The sequence below is a fragment of the Brevibacterium sp. CFH 10365 genome (assembly GCF_009299785.1).
Classification (GTDB): Bacteria; Actinomycetota; Actinomycetes; order Actinomycetales; family Brevibacteriaceae; genus Brevibacterium; species Brevibacterium limosum.
Genome location: NZ_VIGO01000008.1, coordinates 61,120 through 79,128 on the forward strand (window position 1 = coordinate 61,120; position 18,009 = coordinate 79,128).

Genomic DNA, 18,009 nt, shown 5'->3' on the forward strand with positions numbered 1-18,009 from the left:
CTCCCCCTTGAGCCTAGGTGATTGCGAAATGCAATCAGTCTCAGTAGATCATGCGCACCTTCGAGACTCAAGGGCCGCTCCTCAGCACTTGCGTCGGTCTGCGGCCTTTGGCCGAACGCGATGGGGACATCACGGTCATCGCCGAGGCGGCCGACGGTCGGGCGGGCCTGTCATTCGTGCGCGAGCTGCGTCCCGATGTCGTGCTCATGGACATCCGCATGCCGGCCATGGACGGGATCGAAGCGACGGGGGCGATCGTCGCCGACGAGGCGTTGAACGGAGTGAGGGTGCTCATGCTCACCACATTCGACGAGGATGAGAACGTCTTCGCAGCCATCCGGGCGGGTGCCGCCGGGTATCTGCTCAAGGACGTCTCTCCCGACGATCTGCGTTCGGCGATCCGCACCGTCGCCGCCGGTGATGCCCTGTTGTCTCCATCGGTCACCGCCGCGGTCATGCAGGCCATCGCCGAGGGGCATTCCCCCGACCCCGACGGTCACGGCCTCGATGAGCTGACCGATCGGGAGGTCGAAGTCCTCAGCGGAATCGGGCGGGGGCTGACCAATGATGAGATCGCCGCCGAACTCTTCCTCAGCCCCGCCACGGCCCGCACCTATGTCAGCCGTCTGCTCACCCGACTCGATGCCAGGGACCGGGCCGCGCTCATCATCCTCGCCTATGAGACGGGTTTGGTCCGACCCGGCGGAACGTCACGCGGGTGGTCTCCGACTCAGCGCTGATCGACCGCGACTCCCATCGAACGTCCTCCGATCACCCAGAGCATGCCCTGCTTTCACGAGTAGCCTGAGAGCACAGCCCAAATGGTTTGGACCGTGGACGAAAACATAAGGTGATCGACCATGAGCACAACACAGATCAATCAGCATCCGAAGCCCCTTCCGGTGGTCCTCGGCAAGAGAGCGGCGCTGTTCCTCTTCATCGGCGTCCTCGGTTTCCTCTTCGTCAAGGTCGTCGGCCCCATCCTGCAGACCGGCCCCGAGTACGTCATCGAGGCCGTCATCTCCGGGATCCCGCTGCTCATCGCCGCCGGCTGCGCCATCGCTGCCCTGACGGTGTCGATCGTGCACCGGGTGCGGCACACGAGAGCGTGAACCACCGCAGGGCCGAAACTCACCTGGTCATTCCGGGTGCGCAGTCACTCCGCGTGCGCGACGATATTGAACACATTCCCGTCGGGCGCGCGGACGAAGAAGCGCCGCACGCCCCATTCCTCGCGGGTGAGCGGGTGGACGATCTCGATGCCCTGCTCCTGAGCTTCGGCAAACGCGGCGTCGACGTCGTCGACGAGCACCGAGGCCACGGGATTCGTGTACCCGGTCGCATCGTCGGTGAGCACCTGCACGCTCGCTCCGGTGTCGGGAGAGGTGAATCGTGCGACCCACCCGAGATCGAACTCCTCGCAACTCAGCCCGAGGAAGCCGGAGTAGAACTCCCGCGCGGCGTCCAGGTCGTCGACTGCGATGTCCGGAATGACCCTGTTGACCTTCATGACCTCACCACTGATCGTGGTCGAACACCTGGCAGAACACGCTCGTCATCTGATCGCTGAAGAGGACGAACTGGATCTCGGCGATCGATTCCCAGCGCCCGCGGGACCGCCCGTCGACGATGACGCTGTGAGCCGCCTCGGCGACGTCCCTGGCCGACCACCCGAACACCCCGCCGCCGATCGCGGGGAACGCGATCGAGGTGACTCCGACCTCCTCGGCGAGATTGAGGCTCGTTTCGAAACAGGATTCGAGGACTTCCGGGTCGGCCTCGCCCGCGTTCCGGTTCGGCCCGACCGTGTGGATGACCCAGCGGGCAGGCAGATCCCCCGCAGACGTGGCCACGGCCTGTCCCGGCGGCAGACCGCGCACATGGGTGGTCTGCCGAACTTCGCGGCAGGCCTCGAGCAGCGCGGGACCGGCCGCGCGGTGGATGGCTCCGTCGACCCCGCCGCCACCGAGCAGACTCGAATTGGCGGCATTGACGATCGCGTCGACGGCCGCCTCGGTGATATCGCCTTCGAGAACCGTGATCTTCATGCCTCGAGTCTAGACACCGGCACTGACACTGCCTACCCATCGGCGTAGCCTGGGAACACCTGAAAGGAGCGACTCATGTGCAGGCTGATCGGTTTCATCTCGCCTACCTCCACCACGGCCGCTGACCTCATCGGTGCTGATGAGTGCCGGCAGTGGCAGTCGATGGGAACAGTCCATGACGACGGGTGGGGTACGGCATGGATCGACACCGACACCGAGGCGGTCGCGCGGTTCCGCACTCCCACCGAGGGCGCCGATGATCCCCGGTTGACCCGGGCTTTGGATGCGGATGCGAGCGAGGGTCGGATCTGTCATCTGCGGATGGCGACGACAGGGCTCAAGGACCTCGAAGAGAACACGCATCCGTTCCTGGCCGACGGTGTGGCGATGGCGCACAATGGTTCGGTGCATCCGATCGAGCGGCTGCGCGAATATGTGTCCGTCGCCGAAGTCGAGGAGATCGGCGGCACCACCGATTCGGCGATCATCTTCGCCCTCGTCCTCCGGGATCTGCGCCTCGGCGAATCACTGCTCGATGCAGTGACCGGAACGGTGCGGATGCTGCGGGCGGGCTTCGACCATCCCGGCATCAATCTGCTGTTCCTGACCACGGAGGAGATGATCGTCGTCCACGCCACGGCCGGAACCCAGGTGCCCTATCTGCAGGGGCCCCTGCCGCCGGATCATCACGACCACTACTACCGGATGAGCTGGCATCGGTCGCCCGAGAACGCAATGATCGTGTCCTCCTCGGGACTCGAACACAAAGGATGGAATCTCATCGAGCAGAACACGATCATGCGGCTGACCGTCGCCGACGGTGCGGAGACGATCGTCAGGCTGTAGCCGTGGAAACCCCGGCCGGGCTCAGCCGACCAGGCTCTCTGATCTCAGGATTTCTGGACGGTGATGGTCCAGCTGGCGTCCGTGACCCGGTCGAAGTGGGTGACGGGGTAGCTGTTTTCGGCAGCCCACTGCGGGATCGCCTCGGTGGCCTGAGTGCAGTCGAAGTTGATGACGAGTTCATCGCCTGCGGTGAGTCCGGTCATCGCCTCTTTGGCTTCGACGAGCGGGAAGGGGCAGACCTGACCGTCGGTTTCGAGTACCTGTTTCATACTGTCCTGCTTTCTGCCGCGGGCGCTGCCGCCGGCGACTTCTTCGGTTTGATGGTGGCTTTGGCCGCGATTCCGGCGCCGACGATCATGAAGACCACGGACACCCAGCCCTGGTATTCGAACTGTGCGGTCGAGACCATGGCGTTGCCGACGGTGCAGCCGCCGGCGATGGCTGCGCCGACGCCCATGCCGATGCCGCCGATGATCGACTTGATGATCGTGGCCTGGTCGGGCACGCGGAGGCGGAATTCACCGGAGGCTTTGGCGGCGATGAACGACCCGACGAGGATGCCGATGACGAGCATGACTCCCCAGTCGATGAGCTGCGTGTCGCCTGTGGAGAGGTATCCGACGAGGTTCGCCGAGGGGGTCGTAATGCCCAGCCCGGAGTTGCGGCCCGTGGCGGCGGAGAGCGGCCAGGCGATCGTGGCGATGATGCCGATGACCACGGCGGTGGCAAAGGGATTCCAGCGCTTCTCGGTGAACAGGTGGGCCAATCCGGTCTTGCGCGGAGGCAGGGTCGCCATCGGGGTCTTGAGCTTGCGGGCGTGATGGACGGCCAACCACACGGCGATCGCCGAGATGACGACGACAAAGACCCACGGGCTCAGTCCCGTGCTCGCCTGCAGGCTGCCGTTGTTGAGCGTGATGCTGCGGATGCCTTCGGTGAAGCCTGCCGCGGGGCCGAGCTTCATGACGGCGGAGAACAGCGCGTAGAAGATGAGGGCGAACCAGCTGCCGACGAGCCCCTCACCCGCACGGTAGTAGGTGCCGGTCGCGCAGCCGCCGGCGAAGACCATGGAGAAGCCGAAGATCAGGCCCCCGACGATCGAGGCCAGCCACGGAAACGGCTCGGCTTCGAGCGCGATGACTCCGAAGCTGTTGAGCAGGAAGAGACCGACGGAGTGCACGGCGATGAGCACGATGAGAGCGGAGAACCACCGCGTGTTCCCTGTCAGGGTGAGGTCGCGGAAGGCGCCGGTCACGCAGAAACGGCCGCGCTGGAAGACGAAGCCGAGGACGAGGCCGACGATGAGTCCGGTGATGATCATTGAGCTGCTTTCTGTTCACGGCAGGTTCGCTGACGAACACAACAGTGCTCTATTTTGCTCAACAATATGGCGTGAGTCAACCACGGTCACCCACCGCACCCCTCGCCTGACTCAATGTGACCCAGATCTCATCACAAGTATCTTGACGTCAAGATACTTTGGGGACATGATTTAGGTACGCCTTACCTAATAAGGAGGGGTCGCAATGAAGGTCACCATGGACCAGAACAACGCACCCACAGAGGTGCAGTCACTCGCACAGTTCGTCGCCGACGCATCGCTGGATATGCTCAGCGACACCGCCCTGGAACAGCTCAGGATCCGCGTCCTCGACACCATCGGCGTCGCCATCGGCGCCCTCGACGCCCCGCCCCTGAAGGACATCCGGCACCTCATCGAGGACCTCGGGGACGGACGCGGTGCCACACTCATCGGCGGCGGGCGCGCCAGCCCCGATCACGCCGCGTTCTACAATTCCGCCCTGAGTCGGTATCTCGACTTCATGGACGCTTACCTGGCCAAGGGTGAGACCAATCACCCCTCCGACAATATGGGCGCGGTCCTCGCGGCCGCGGAACACGCCGATGCCTCGGGCGCGGACTTCCTCACGGCCTTCGCCGTGGCCTATCAGATCCACGCCCGCCTCTCGGACGTCGCACCGGTGAGGGACCTGGGGTTCGACCATACGACGCAGGGCGCGTTCGCTGCGGCGGCCGCCTCGGCGAAGGCATTGGGTCTGGGCGCCGAACAGATCGCGAACGCTGCGGCCATGGCCGGCACCGCAAACGTAGCCCTGCGGGTCACGCGCACGGGAGATCTCAGCCACTGGAAGGGGCTGGCATATCCGCACGTGTCGAAGGAGGGCGTCTTCGACGCGCTCCTGGCCTCACGCGGAATCACCGGACCGGCCGAGGTCTTCGAAGGCAACAAGGGCTTCAAGGCCCTGGCCGGGGATTACGACCTCGACTGGTCGGCCGAGGACCTCGAGAAGGTCACGGACACGATCATCAAGAAGCACAATGCGGAGATCCATTCGCAGTCGGCGCTCGACGCCGCGCAGGACATCCGGTCTCAGGAGGGCTTCCGCGCTGATGCCATCGCCGGCGTGGAACTGACGACCTTCGACGTCGCGTACTCGATCATCGGCGGCGGAGAGGAAGGCGACAAGCGCGCGATCCGCACGAAGGAGGAGGCCGATCATTCGCTGCCGTGGATGCTCGCGGTCGTCCTCCTCGACGGTGAGCTCAATCCGGCCCAGTACGAGCCGGAGCGGATCGTCGCCGACGATGTCCAGGACCTCATGCACAAGGTCACGATCACTCCTTCGCAGGAGTTCAGCGACCGGTTCCCCGAGCATATGTGCGCGGACCTCGTCGTCACTCTCGGCGATGGGACGAAGTTCCGAGCGAGCACCGACGACTACGAGGGCTTCACCACTCATCCCCTCGACTGGGCAGGTGCCCGGAAGAAGTTCGACGCCCTGACGTCCCCCTTCGCCGAGGCGGAGCTGCGTGACGAGATCGCCGACCTCGTTCATGACCTCGAGAATCACCCGATCAGGGAGCTGACCGCGGTCCTCGCACACGTCCCCCAGACCCGCAGCTGAAGCTGCGTCACCCGCCGGAGACCCCGGCACCCCGTCGGCAGAACGCCGACACCGTGTCGGCAGCCGCCGACATCCGAAGAAAGGAAAGACCATGTCGAACGCCATCGATTTCGATGTGTCCATGAACTTCGTCCCCCGCGCCTACCGCCCGGCCAAGCCCCGCACCATCGGGATGACCGAGATCCGCGCCCCGTACTACTCGACCTTCGGCACCCGGCATCTGCAGGACGTCTTCGACGTCGCCGGGCAGTGGGTCGACGGCATCAAGTGGGCGGGCGGATCGTTCTCGCTCGTCCCTGCTGAGCAGGTGAAGGCCTTCAGCGACATCGCCCATGAGAACGGGGCGTATGTGTCCTCCGGCGGATGGATCGAGACCGTCCTGCGCTACGGCGATGACGCGGTCGATCAGTACCTCAAGGTGGCCAAGGAGGTCGGCTTCGACGTCATCGAGATCTCGACCGGGTTCATCATGCTCCCGACCTCAGGCTTGGAGCGACTCGTCGAGAAGGTCGTCAGGGCCGGACTCAAGGCCAAGCCCGAACTGGGCATCCAGATCGGTTCGGGCGGAGACTCCGGTGAGGCCGAACTCGCCGCCGAGTCCGCGAAGGACATCGGCGACCTCGTCGACCGCGGCAAGCGGGCGCTGGATGCCGGGGCCTCGATCATCATGATCGAGTCAGAGGGCATCACGGAGAATGTCGACGAGTGGAACACCGCTGCAGCTGCCTCGATCATCAACGGTCTGGGCCTTGAGAACGTCATGTTCGAAGCCGCCGATGGGCCGGTCTTCGAGTGGTACGTCAAGAACTACGGCAACGAATGCAACCTGTTCGTCGACCACTCGCAGATCCTCCAGCTCGAGGGTCTGCGCCAGAACATCTGGGGCAACAAGTCCACCTGGGGACGGGTGATCAACCCGGCTCCGTGAGTCCGCCTCAGCTGAGTCGGACTGATCGACAACGAGAAGGACGAAGGCACCGGCGGACTCCGTCGGTGCCTTTGGACATCGATCACTGACAGCTGAGCAGGAGACTGATGCCGAGCAGACCCAGGCTGGAGGCCTTTTTCGAGGTCACCTCGCCCGTCCATATTCCAGACTTCAGCCTTGGTTGAATGGTGAACTCAACGTTGAGAGCCTGCAGCAGACTCAGCCGGTCAGCGCGATAGACAAATTCTGGCGTTTGCGTGGTGAAACTGTCCTCGCCGGTCAGGAGCCCCGACTCTTTCCATGACACCTCGTATTCGACTTGACTGGAATCCACACCGTGAGGAGCATTCCAGTCGAGCTGGACCTCCCGATTGAGCAGGCCTCCCAACAACCCGGAATCTTGACAGGTGAGGTCCTGAACCGCTCCGATCTCGCCCGAAGTGAACGATGCCCGACTTGTCTTCAAATCGTTCCAACCCGCGAGCGTCCCGTCGGCAACGGCGGGGCCGAGGACGAGCGCAAGGAGGGCAAAGGCAGCGAGCAGGATCCGCACCTTCCCCCACGCAAACCTTCTGCGTCGAGTCTGAGTCATGGTGTTCCGGCCCTCCTCGAGTGCGCGACGACTGCTGAGCCCACGACGATGAGGACGAACGCAGCCACAAGAATCCACTGCCATCCATCGATTCCCGTCCGAGGAAGGTCGCCGCCCGGACCTGGATCACCAGGGTCGCCGGGACCGAGGGAAACCTCCTCGCCGTGGCCGATCGCCGTCACCCGCACACTGCTCGTCAGTCCGGCCACTGCCGCGGAATCGGCAGAAGCCTCCAAGGTGACCGTCACTTCGACCCGCGCCGACTCATCACTCGACATCTCGAACAGTTCCCGATCGTCGTCGGGAGCGGCGCCGAGGTCACTGAGCCGATCTCGAGCTCGACTTCTCCCGGATCCGGAGTATCGGCCCACACATCGACGGACCACTTCGCCGACTCCCCGGGGCTGAGGCTGCGCATCGACTCTTCATCGCCGAACGCCCTCATCCGCAGCACATCACCGTGCGCTTCGGAAGATGCTCTCTCACTACCCGACGCCTCAACCTGCGTCGCCGCAGCTTTGAGGGAATTCGGCTGGTCCGCACCGAAGGTCCCGCCTCCGAGGATCAGCGCAGCCACGACAGGGGTCACTATGGCATGTTTGGGTGTTCGTGCAGGAGTGCGCAGCGACTCAGCGCGAGAACGCGAGTGCTCCAGCGACTCCTCGTCAACAGCATCGTCACTTCGCCGCGGCCAGAACGCCCAGACGACGAGGAGACTTGCCGCGATCGTGATGCCGCCGAGCAGATAAGGATTGCGCCACTGCTGGAGGACCGGAGCGATGCCGGGAACGGAGAACATCACCGTCCGTACCACCTCGGCGGTATAGGGATCAGGGTCTTTCTCCTCGTTCGCGTCGCCCTTCATCTCGAACGTCACCGCGCCCGTCGATTCGTCGACGGAGTGGATGTCGATCACTCGGTGGGTCACGGGCAGGACCTTCTCACCGCGGTCGACGGTGACGACATCGCCGACCTCCATGTCCTGTGCCGGGATCTCCCGGACGAGGGCCGCCGAACCGGCGGGAATCGTCGGGCTCATCGACCCGGTCTTGAACATGATGATCGAGACGTTGAAGACGAGGCCGGCGATGACGAGGACGATGCAGACCGCGCCGAGGACGGCGAGGATGTTGAGCACGGCTCCGCCGATCCAGGCGCCCACCTTCGAATTCCGCGCCATGGTCAGCCCTGTGGATCGACGGACTCGGCGTCGAAGGTCCACGTGTGTTCGGCCGGCTGGTCCTGGGCTTCGGTCGGAGCGTCGCTCGGCAGGGACACTTCGAAGCAGTACGCCTCGATCGACCCGCCGACGGACTCGAGGTTCTGCGTTGACTCGGCAGTTGCCGGTGCGCTCAGTTCGACGGTGCTCGTAGCACCGCCGAAGACGAATTCCGGTGATCCTTTGAAACTATTTTCATCGCACCTGTAGTCGTCGAGGTCATCGGCAGAGATCGACTGGCCGACGGCTCGGTAATGCAGGGCGCCTTCCATCGGGTTCGGAGTCCCGTCGACGCCGTTGCCGGTCACCGTCAGCTCACCGCCGATGGACGTGTCCGGGCTCGTCTTCACGAACACCGGCGCGAAGACCGTCGATCCGGGGAACATCGGCGATGAGGCGAATGTCATCTCTCGGGCATTCTCCCAGTCGGTGCCGTTCGTCGACAGTTCGATGGTGAACGTTCCGGCCGTGAACGAACCGTCCGCGGTCTCCGTGTCCGTCCATGCAGCCACCGTTCCGACGGCGCCGATGCCGAAGACGAGTCCACCGGCCAGGATTGCCTTGATCCTCCGTCGGCGCAGCCGCGCGCGCCGCTGCCGCATCTGCCGTCGCCCGCCCTGGCGGGCGCCAAGAGATGCCCGCCCGGGTGAGAGAAGATCACGCAGTGATGACAGAATCAAAGGCATAGGTCAGTTCAGCGTCGTCATTCGGCCGAGGTGGCGGTGAACTGCCACTGGGCGGTGGCGGGATCGCCCTGCGTGAGGGTGTCGTCGGCGGTGACCTTGAAGCACAGCGCCACCGGCGTCCCCACCCCGTCGTCGGCCCCGGCGGTGAGAGTGAAGTCCGTTGCTCCGGCAGTCGAATCGAGTGCGGTGCCTGCGGGAACGACAGAAGTGCCGGTTGCGGTCGCTGAGCAGTCGCCGGCCGCGTCGACCTGGACGATCTCATAACTCAGCGCATCGGCGTTGGCTCCTGATCCGACCGCCGAGGCGAGTTCCACGTTCGCGTCGTAGCTGGTGGGCCCGTCCAAGCGCAGCACGAACGGCGCGGCGGCCGTGTCTCCGGGAGAGAGGTTGTCCGCGCCGACCTGGAAGTCCAGGGCTGCGGCGCCGTCGGAGCTCTCGTGATCGGTGAACTCGGTGCCGTCGGTGCTGCCTTGGACATTGAACGAACCGGCACCGAAGACACCTTCGGCCCATTCGTCGTCGGTCCATGCCGCAAGGGTGACGGCTGCACCGACGCCGAGGACGATGCCGCCGGCAAGGATGGCTTTGAACTTGCGCGAACGCGTGGTCTCAGTGGTCAAGGGGACTCCTCATTGTCGGGCGCTCCAGCGCCTTGTCACGATGAAATAATGCGGGGAATGACTTCATGATGACTCATGAATTACTTTCAAGACGGCTTTTTTCTAACACTTCTGTAATCTGTTATGGAAAAGTGACCTTGAGGAAAGCCCGTCTCAGTATCCGCATCAGTCGCCCCACACCTCCCCCGCCTCGCCCTCTCATTCATTGAGAACGTCGTCGCCTCGTGTCAGTGACTGGGCGCACACTGTTTAGACGAGACAGGCAAGGAGGCCAAGGTGGCACAACTTCAGACAGACGTTGCGATCGTCGGGGCAGGACCCGCGGGACTCATGCTCGCGCACCTGCTGCACAATGCAGGCATCGAATCCGTCGTCATCGACAATCGCAGCCGCGACGACATCGCCCACACGCACCGCGCCGGGATCCTCGAAGCCGGATCGGTGCGCATGCTCGAAGCTTCCGGCGTCGAATCCCGCGTCCACACCGACGGGCACCGCCACGACGGCATCGATATCCGAGTCAACGGCACCTCGAACCATTTCGACTTCCCCGAACTCGTCGGCGAATCCGTCTGGCTCTACCCCCAGAACGAGATCTTCGTCGACCTCGCCGCCGCCCGCGAACGCACCGGCCGCCCCACCTACTACTCGGTCACGGACACCACCCTCGGCGATGTCGAGACCGAACGCCCGTGGGTCACCGCCACCGCCTCCGACGGTGAAGAGCTGAGCATCGGCGCCCGCTACGTCGTCGGGGCCGACGGCTCCCGCGGACCGTGCCGCTCGATGATCCCCGACGGCACCCGGCAGCGCTTCTTCCACGAGTACCCCTTCGCCTGGTTCGGCATCCTCTGCGAAGCCCCGCCCAGCCACGAAGTCCTCATCTACTCCCGCTCCGAACGCGGATTCGCACTCATCTCCCAGCGCAGCGCGAACGTCCAGCGCATGTACTTCCAGGCCTCCCCGGACACCGATGTCGCCGACTGGTCCGATGACCGGATCTGGACCGAGCTCCAAGCCCGCGTCGACGGCCCCGACGGCTTCGAACTCAAGACCGGACCGATCTTCGACAAGACTGTGCTTCCCTTCCGTTCGGCGGTGACCGAACCGATGCAGCACGGTTCGATGTTCCTCGCCGGTGACAGCGCCCATACCGTCCCTCCGACCGGGGCGAAGGGCCTCAATCTCGCCTTCGCCGACGTCGCCGTGCTCGCCCCGGCTCTCATCAGCGCGCTCAAGGACTCCGACACCGAGGCGCTGGCAGGCTACTCGCAGACCGCGACCAAACGCGTATGGAAGGCCCAGAACTTCTCGTACCAGATGACACGGATGCTCCACACCGACCCGACTCAGGATGCCTTCGAAACGAAGCGCAGCCTCGGCGAACTGCGATCCATCCTCGAATCCGACCACGGTCGCCGCTACCTGGCCGAGTGCTACACCGGCTGGCCCCACGGCTGATCCGCTCCCCCTCCGACCCCCACTACGACCCCCACTACGACCCCAACCGCAGCAGAAAGGTTCGACGATGAGTCCACAACCGAACTCGGACGCCGATGAAACCACCGAGGCGTTCGACTCGCCCACCGTCATCGACCAGCCCGTGAAGGGCCCCGACGACGCAGCAGAATCCCAGGCCACACTCTCGGCCGAGATCGACGGCATCGAAGCACAGTACAAGCAGGACGTCGCCGGCGGGAAGAAGCCCGAGACCCAGCCGCGCCTGGACTACCGGCCCTACCGGTCCTCGATCCTGCGGCACCCGACGAAGGATCCCCGCCACACCGATCCGGAGACGATCGAGCTCTTCTCCCCCGCGTTCGGACATCGGGACATCGGCACCCTCGAATCGGATCTGACCATCCAGGCCGACGGGGAACCCATCGGCGAGCGCATCCGCGTGACCGGCCGGGTCCTCGACGGCGAAGGTCGCCCCGTGCGCAATCAGCTCGTCGAGATCTGGCAGGCGAATTCGGCCGGACGCTATATCCACAAACGCGATCAGCACCCGGCCCCGATCGACCCGAACTTCACCGGCGTCGGACGCACCCTGACCGGCGACGACGGCACCTATTCGTTCACGACGATCAAACCGGGCCCCTACCCGTGGAAGAACCACCACAACGCATGGCGACCGGCACACATCCACTTCTCGCTCTTCGGTTCCGAGTTCACACAGCGGATGATCACCCAGATGTACTTCCCCGGGGACCCGCTCTTCGCCCTCGACCCGATCTACCAGTCGATCACCGACCAGAAGTCACGCGAGCGCCTGGTGGCGGCCTATGACCACAACATCACCGAGCACGAATTCCTCATGGGATACAACTGGGACATCGTGCTCACCGGAGCCAACCGGACCTGGATGGAAGAAGACGACGATGACTGATCTCACCGCAACCCCGGATCTGACTCCGACCCCGGGCCAGACCGTCGGGCCGTTCTACGGCTATGCGCTGCCCTTCGACCACGACAATGAGCTCGTCCCACCCGGATCGGCACGCGCCGTGCAGCTGACCGGAACCGTCTACGACGGGGCAGGCGACCCGGTGCCCGACGCCATCCTCGAGATCTGGCAGCCGGACGAGAACGGCGACATCCCCCGTGAGACCGGTTCGCTGCGCCGCAACGGCTTCACCTTCACCGGCTTCGGCCGCGCGGCCGTCGACCCCGAAGGCGAGTTCAGCTTCTCGACGGTCACCCCAGGGCCCACGGAGGCCGGCAAGGCACCATTCATCAGCGTCGTCATCTTCGCCCGCGGGCTGCTCAACCGGCTCTTCACCCGCATCTACCTGCCCGAGGACACCGCGGCGCTGACTGCCGACCCGCTCCTGTCCTCGCTCGACGAAGATGAGCGCACTCGCCTCATCGCCACGCGAGGGGCTGACGGATCGCTGCACTTCGACATACGGTTGCAGGGTGAGGGGGAAACTCCGTTCCTCCGATTCCCCAGCCACGAGGACTGAAGCGACATGACCGACACCGCCCACACCCGGTTCCTCTTCGCCCCCGGCGATCTGCGCGGATCCGAAGCCATCGACGACGTCGCGTTCATCACCGCGATCGGCCAGGTCGAGACCGCGTGGATCGTCGCGCAGGGACGGGTGGGGTTGGTGTCCGCGGAGATCCGCGCCGAGGTGGCCGCCGCCATCGATGCCACGATCCGCACACTCACGGACGATCACAATCACTTGCAGACGCTCGGCGAGGATGCCGAAGCCGGCGGCAACCCGCTCATCCCATTCCTCGCCCTCGTCCGCTCCAGGCTCTCCCCTGAAGCCTCCCGCTGCCTGCACCGGGGACTGACCAGCCAAGACGTCGTCGATACGGCGATCGGACTGCTCGTCTCCCGCGTCGTGCGGCAGTTGCAGGCGCGCCTCGAAGTCATCGGCGCCTCCCTCGTCGAACTCTCCGACGCTCACGCGCAGACACTGTGCCTGGCCCGCACCCTCACTCAGCCGGCGCTGCCGACGACTTTCGGGCTCAAGGCCGCCGCCTGGGCCGCCGAGGTCAACGAGGTCCAGGGCCAGGCGCCCTACGTCGACTATGTGCAGGTCGGCGGGGCCGCCGGCACCCGTGCCGCGATCCGCTGGTTCGCCGGAGACTCCACCGAATCCCTTCTGCGCGAATTCCACGTGCAGATGATCGGTCCCGACGCCGCGCTGACCCAGATCCCCGTCCCGTGGCACACCGATCGCGTCCGCATCCTGTCCTGGGGCTCCCATCTCGCCCAATGCGTCACGGTCGGGGCATCCATCGCCCGCGACGTCCTCATCGGTGTGCGTCCCGAGATCGGCGAACTGTCCCTGGCCTCCACCGGCGGATCCTCGACGATGCCGCACAAATCGAACCCCACCTCGGCGGTGCTCCTCCACCGCAACGGAATGCGCGTCCCCGGCGCCCTGTCCACGCTGACCACGGCCGCTGTCGAAGCCGTCGAAGAACGTTCCGACGGCGCCTGGCACGCCGAATGGCCGGCCCTGTCCGAGCTCATGACCTTGGCGATCTCATCGCTGATCATCCTCGACGAGATGATCGCGGGACTGCAGGTCAACGCCGATGCCATGCGCACCAACCTCGATGCCGCCTCCCCCGGGATCTACGGGGAGAAGCTCGGCATCGTCTTCGGTGACCGCCTGGGCAAGGACACCCGCGCAGCCATCGTCGCCCCCGGCTCCGACCCCGTCGCCGCACTGGCTGCTGCGATCGGCGACGAAGACGGCATCGAGGAATTCTTCACCCCCGAGTCCTACCTCGGAGAGGCCGAGGACATCCGCCGCACCATCCTGGCGACCATCGACAACTCCGGACCGCAGGAGATCGACCTGCCGTCCTTCGACTGAGAACCGCATTTCGACTTAAGACCCGACCGAAGAAAGTGACATCCATGGACCTCACCGCATCCGTTCTTGCCGCCCCCGCCGCCCCTGCGACCGACGCCCGGGTGCTCGTCGTCCTGCCCTCGCTGGGCACCTCCGCGGCCGCTCTGTGGCAGCAGGCCGCCACCGAGCTCTCCGCGCTCAGTCCGGAGACGACGGTCATCGGCATCGACCTGCCCGGTCACGGTCGTTCGGCTCCGATCGAGGTGCCCGCCGGCACCGAGGTGGCTCCGCGGCTGACGATGACCGACCTCGCCGAGGCGGTCCTTGCCACCCTGGATCGGGTCCTTCCCGATGTGGCCGCCTCCGACGCCCCCGTCGACCTCGCCGGCGATTCGATCGGCGGCGCCACCGCCGTGCAGCTGGCGCTCGACCACGGAGACCGCTTCGGCCGCATCGTCGTGTTCTGCACGGGCGCGAAGATCGGTGAAGCAACAGCGTGGGAGGAACGCGCGCAGACCGTGGCGACCTCGGGCACCCCGACTCAGGTCATCGGTTCGGCACAGCGCTGGTTCGGGGAAGGGTTCATGGACCGGGAGCCGGAGGCCTCGGCCGCTCTCCTGCACTCGCTGCAGGACGCCGACCGGTTCTCCTATGCCGCTCTCTGCTATGCCCTCGCCGATTTCGATGTCCGCGCGCGCCTGCCCGAGATCTCGCGGCCGCTGCTGGCCGTCGCCGGCTCCCAGGACCAGCCGACTCCGGCGACGAAGCTCGCCGAGATCGCCAATGGGGTTCCCGGCGCACTCCTCGAAGTCATCGACGGCGCCGCTCACCTCGTCCCCGCCGAGGCTCCGGTCGTGACCGCGGGTCTGCTCGCTGACTTCCTGCACGGAAAGGGACTCGGTGCAGGGGTCGGCGGCACCGGCGGTGCGGGCGCGACCGCCGCAGACGATTCGGAAGTCGACCTGCCCACCGCGTCCGGGCCGAGGGAGGCCAGCCGTGACGAAGTCCGTGAGGCCGGAATGACCGTGCGCCGTCAGGTGCTCTCCGATGCCCACGTCGATCGGGCGAACGCGAAGGTCGACGACTTCACGAGCGACTTCCAAGACCTCATCACCCGCTACGCCTGGGGCGAGATCTGGACCCGGCCCGGGCTCGAACGTCGCATGCGTTCGGCGATCACGCTCACGGCAATGATCGCCGGAGGCCACGAAGCCGAACTCGCCATGCACGTCAAGGCCGCACTCCGCAACGGACTCTCCCGCGACGAGATCAAGGAGGTCCTCCTCCAATCGGCGATCTACTGCTCCGTGCCGAGCGCGAACACCGCCTTCTCCGTCGCCTCCCAAGCTCTGGCCGAATACGAGGCGGAGGAAACGAACGCGAACTGAGGCTGTTCGAATCGTCACATTGCGTCCTCAGGGCTACCGAGCAGCGGTGATGGGCAATAGGCTGGTGCGGTCGTCGCCCGAACCAGCAGCCTCCGAAGGAGTTCCATGAGCGAAGCACCGGTCTCCCGCGGAGTCTACAAATTCGCGGTCTTCGCTTTGGCGATCGGCGCCTTCGCCATCGGAGTGACCGAATTCGCGACCATGGGTCTGCTGCCCATGATCGCCGAGGAACTGGGCATCACCGTACCGCAGGCCGGACATGCGGTGTCCTTCTACGCGATCGGCGTCGTCGTCGGCGCACCCCTGATCACGACCATCGCAGCCCACATGGACCGCAAGCTGCTCCTCCTGTGCATGATGGGCCTCTTCGCCCTGGGCAACCTCGCCTCGATGCTCGCTCCGACGGCCGGGCTGTTCAACATCGCACGCTTCGTCTCCGGCCTCCCGCACGGCGCCTACCTGGGCATCGGAGCCGTCGTCGCCGCCTCCCTCGTCCCGGCCAATCGCCGCGGCCGGGCCATGTCACGAGTGATGCTCGGCCTGACGATCGCGAACATCTTCGGCGTGCCCTTCGCCGCCGCCCTGGGCAATATGTTCGGCTGGCGCAGCGCCTATGCTCTCGTCGCCGGCCTCGGAGTGCTGACCGTCATCATGGTCGCCATCGGCGTCCCGCGCGTGAAGCTCGGCGCCGTGCCCTCGGCCCGTGGTGAGATCAAGGCCCTCGGCCGCGTCCAGATCATCCTCACCCTCGTGGCCGGCTCCGTGGGCTTCGGCGGCATGTTCGCCGTCTACACCTACATCACACCGACGATGACCGACGTCGCCGGCGTTCCAGAGATCGCGATCCCCTGGGTCCTCGCCGTCTACGGGCTGGGCATGACCGCCGGCTCGCTCATCGCGGGGCCGCTCGTCGACAAGTCCATCGAACGCTCGGCCACGGGCGGCATGATCCTCTCCGCCCTCGTGCTGGCGGCCTTCGGCGCCTTCACCCACATCGCGGCGATCGCGATCATCGCCCTCTTCCTCATCGGCATCTCCGGGTCGATGATCACCACGGCGCTGCAGATGCGTCTGTTCCGCGAATCCCACGACGCCCCGAGCCTGTCCGCGGCCATGAACCATGCCGCCTTCAATCTCGCCAATGCGCTCGGCGCGTGGCTCGGCGGCATCGTCATCACCGCGGGCCTCGGCTACCGAGCACCCGCCTGGGTGGGTGTGGGACTGTGCCTGTCCGGGCTCATCGTCATCTCCATCGCGATCTTCCTTCGCCGAGGCGGCTCCCCCGATCCGAGCACCCGCACTTCCGTGGAAACCTGAGCCGGTATTCAGCAGAACCCTCCGCCGAGTCACTGGAACTATGGGGCACTATCGGATACTTTCCATGCTCAGAAATGTCCGTTTGTGATCTATGTTTGGGCGGAACGCTCGGGCCGGAAAGTGTCCGAAGGTGACCCGCAGCTGCATGCCGATACGATGAAGCCATGGATCATCCTGCGCCCGGTCGCTCTCGTGCCCTGACCCGCCACTCTGACGACCTGACCCTCCGCCCTGAATCGGCCGTACTCCTGACCCTCGCGGCGCTGGTCGTCCTCGCCCTTCTGCTGCTGAGCGGATGCGGATCGTCTGATTCCGGGGGCGATTCCGCCGAATCGTCCGGAGAATCGGACTCCTCGGCCGCCGCGGGAACCTGCTCGTACCCCGCCGATTCGCAGTCCGCGGCGAAGGACGTCAAAGCACCGGCAGAGGAACCGGAGGCGAAGGGCACCGTCGACGCCACCGTGGCGACCAGCGCCGGGGACCTCGCGGTGACTCTTGATTCCGACGGCGCCCCCTGCACCGTCAACAGCTTCCTGTCGCTGGCCGCGCAGAAGTACTTCGACGACACCGATTGCCACCGCCTGACCACCGAGGGCATCTTCGTCCTCCAGTGCGGCGACCCCACCGGCACCGGTTCCGGCGGCCCCGGATACTCGTTCGCCGATGAGCTCGACGGCTCCGAAACCTACCCGGCCGGCACTCTGGCCATGGCCAACTCCGGTCCCGACACAAACGGCTCTCAGTTCTTCGTCGTCTACGACGACAGCTCCCTGCCGCCCGACTACACCGTGTTCGGGCAGCTCGACGAGGCGAGCACGAAGACCGTCGCCGATCTCGCAGCCAAGGGAACGGACTCCGGCGCCGGCGACGGCGCACCCAAGGAGAAGGTGACGATCACCGAGGTCACCTCCGCCGAGTGACCTCAAGTCTGAGTTGCCCACAACACTCGGACCTCCTATGGATCTCAGAACCTGAGACCTGGAAATCACGTTTTATGAGACGAGCGTAATGTCGATTCGTCGCCGTCGACGCTGTGCCTGGCACAGCGCCGACGGCCTTTTCCATTGGCACGGACCACCCGCCCGTGCCTGCACTCACGAAACAGCGGAGCACCAC

20 protein-coding genes are annotated in these 18,009 nt (G+C 65.4%); 12 read left to right on the top strand and 8 right to left on the bottom strand.

Going from position 1 to position 18,009, the window contains the following annotated elements; genetic code table 11:
- Positions 1 to 50 precede the first annotated feature (50 nt).
- Positions 51 to 740 carry a response regulator gene (locus FHG09_RS16070; protein ID WP_152348655.1) on the top strand — a complete coding sequence of 230 codons (690 nt, stop codon included), beginning with the start codon at positions 51 to 53 and terminating at the stop codon, positions 738 to 740.
- A 120-nt stretch (positions 741 to 860) separates the two neighbouring features.
- On the top strand, positions 861 to 1,112 hold the full coding sequence (locus FHG09_RS16075; protein WP_152348656.1) for a hypothetical protein: 252 nt from the start codon (positions 861 to 863) through the stop codon (positions 1,110 to 1,112).
- Between the two features lie 44 nt (positions 1,113 to 1,156).
- Here FHG09_RS16075 and FHG09_RS16080 read toward each other — a convergent pair whose 3' ends face one another.
- Both FHG09_RS16080 and FHG09_RS16085 read right to left on the bottom strand, forming a co-directional pair.
- Positions 1,157 to 1,510, bottom strand: coding sequence for a VOC family protein (locus tag FHG09_RS16080; protein WP_152348657.1), 354 nt, complete (start codon positions 1,508 to 1,510; stop codon positions 1,157 to 1,159).
- Positions 1,511 to 1,514: 4 nt separating this feature from the next.
- Positions 1,515 to 2,048, bottom strand: coding sequence for an O-acetyl-ADP-ribose deacetylase (locus FHG09_RS16085; RefSeq protein WP_152348658.1), 534 nt, complete (start codon positions 2,046 to 2,048; stop codon positions 1,515 to 1,517).
- A gap of 75 nt (positions 2,049 to 2,123) precedes the next feature.
- On the opposite strand from FHG09_RS16085, the gene FHG09_RS16090 reads away from it, so the two are divergent.
- Positions 2,124 to 2,894, top strand: a complete 771-nt coding sequence (locus FHG09_RS16090) for a class II glutamine amidotransferase (RefSeq protein WP_152348659.1) — start codon at positions 2,124 to 2,126, stop codon at positions 2,892 to 2,894.
- A 44-nt stretch (positions 2,895 to 2,938) separates the two neighbouring features.
- Here FHG09_RS16090 and FHG09_RS16095 read toward each other — a convergent pair whose 3' ends face one another.
- Complete coding sequence (locus FHG09_RS16095) at positions 2,939 to 3,163, bottom strand: sulfurtransferase TusA family protein (RefSeq protein ID WP_152348660.1); 225 nt, start codon at positions 3,161 to 3,163, stop codon at positions 2,939 to 2,941.
- Positions 3,160 to 4,215 (bottom strand): YeeE/YedE family protein, encoded by a 1,056-nt coding sequence (locus FHG09_RS16100; protein WP_152348661.1) that lies wholly within the window; start codon positions 4,213 to 4,215, stop codon positions 3,160 to 3,162. Before FHG09_RS16100 ends, FHG09_RS16095 begins: the two co-directional genes overlap by 4 nt.
- Before the next feature lie 205 nt (positions 4,216 to 4,420).
- Between FHG09_RS16100 and FHG09_RS16105 the strand changes: the two genes are divergently transcribed.
- Positions 4,421 to 5,821, top strand: a complete 1,401-nt coding sequence (locus FHG09_RS16105; protein ID WP_227492819.1) for an MmgE/PrpD family protein — start codon at positions 4,421 to 4,423, stop codon at positions 5,819 to 5,821.
- A 91-nt stretch (positions 5,822 to 5,912) separates the two neighbouring features.
- On the top strand, positions 5,913 to 6,749 hold the full coding sequence (locus tag FHG09_RS16110) for a phosphosulfolactate synthase (RefSeq protein ID WP_152348662.1): 837 nt from the start codon (positions 5,913 to 5,915) through the stop codon (positions 6,747 to 6,749).
- Between the two features lie 82 nt (positions 6,750 to 6,831).
- Here the strand turns inward: FHG09_RS16110 and FHG09_RS16115 are convergent, their stop codons facing one another.
- From FHG09_RS16115 to FHG09_RS16135, 4 genes are all read right to left on the bottom strand, one after another.
- Entirely contained in the window at positions 6,832 to 7,341 is a 510-nt protein-coding gene (locus FHG09_RS16115) for a hypothetical protein (RefSeq protein ID WP_152348663.1), read from the bottom strand.
- A 244-nt stretch (positions 7,342 to 7,585) separates the two neighbouring features.
- Positions 7,586 to 8,521 carry a signal peptidase I gene (locus FHG09_RS16125; RefSeq protein WP_152348665.1) on the bottom strand — a complete coding sequence of 312 codons (936 nt, stop codon included), beginning with the start codon at positions 8,519 to 8,521 and terminating at the stop codon, positions 7,586 to 7,588.
- 2 nt (positions 8,522 to 8,523) lie between these two features.
- Positions 8,524 to 9,162 carry a SipW-dependent-type signal peptide-containing protein gene (locus tag FHG09_RS16130; RefSeq protein ID WP_193627409.1) on the bottom strand — a complete coding sequence of 213 codons (639 nt, stop codon included), beginning with the start codon at positions 9,160 to 9,162 and terminating at the stop codon, positions 8,524 to 8,526.
- A 101-nt stretch (positions 9,163 to 9,263) separates the two neighbouring features.
- Positions 9,264 to 9,866: a SipW-dependent-type signal peptide-containing protein gene (locus tag FHG09_RS16135; protein ID WP_152348667.1), complete on the bottom strand. Its 603-nt coding sequence runs from the start codon at positions 9,864 to 9,866 to the stop codon at positions 9,264 to 9,266.
- A gap of 276 nt (positions 9,867 to 10,142) precedes the next feature.
- Between FHG09_RS16135 and FHG09_RS16140 the strand changes: the two genes are divergently transcribed.
- The 7 genes from FHG09_RS16140 (at position 10,143) to FHG09_RS16170 (ending at position 17,813) form a co-directional block, all read left to right on the top strand.
- Positions 10,143 to 11,327 (top strand): 4-hydroxybenzoate 3-monooxygenase, encoded by a 1,185-nt coding sequence (locus FHG09_RS16140; RefSeq protein WP_152348668.1) that lies wholly within the window; start codon positions 10,143 to 10,145, stop codon positions 11,325 to 11,327.
- A 67-nt stretch (positions 11,328 to 11,394) separates the two neighbouring features.
- Complete coding sequence (gene pcaH / locus FHG09_RS16145; protein ID WP_152348669.1) at positions 11,395 to 12,255, top strand: protocatechuate 3,4-dioxygenase subunit beta; 861 nt, start codon at positions 11,395 to 11,397, stop codon at positions 12,253 to 12,255.
- Positions 12,248 to 12,832 (top strand): protocatechuate 3,4-dioxygenase subunit alpha, encoded by a 585-nt coding sequence (gene pcaG, locus FHG09_RS16150; protein WP_152348670.1) that lies wholly within the window; start codon positions 12,248 to 12,250, stop codon positions 12,830 to 12,832. Before pcaH ends, pcaG begins: the two co-directional genes overlap by 8 nt.
- Before the next feature lie 6 nt (positions 12,833 to 12,838).
- Positions 12,839 to 14,209, top strand: coding sequence for a lyase family protein (locus tag FHG09_RS16155; protein ID WP_152348671.1), 1,371 nt, complete (start codon positions 12,839 to 12,841; stop codon positions 14,207 to 14,209).
- A gap of 44 nt (positions 14,210 to 14,253) precedes the next feature.
- Positions 14,254 to 15,576: a 4-carboxymuconolactone decarboxylase gene (gene pcaC / locus FHG09_RS20390; protein ID WP_152348672.1), complete on the top strand. Its 1,323-nt coding sequence runs from the start codon at positions 14,254 to 14,256 to the stop codon at positions 15,574 to 15,576.
- 105 nt (positions 15,577 to 15,681) lie between these two features.
- Positions 15,682 to 16,893 carry an MFS transporter gene (locus FHG09_RS16165; protein WP_152348673.1) on the top strand — a complete coding sequence of 404 codons (1,212 nt, stop codon included), beginning with the start codon at positions 15,682 to 15,684 and terminating at the stop codon, positions 16,891 to 16,893.
- Between the two features lie 164 nt (positions 16,894 to 17,057).
- Positions 17,058 to 17,813, top strand: a complete 756-nt coding sequence (locus FHG09_RS16170) for a peptidylprolyl isomerase (RefSeq protein ID WP_152348674.1) — start codon at positions 17,058 to 17,060, stop codon at positions 17,811 to 17,813.
- Positions 17,814 to 18,009 lie beyond the last annotated feature (196 nt).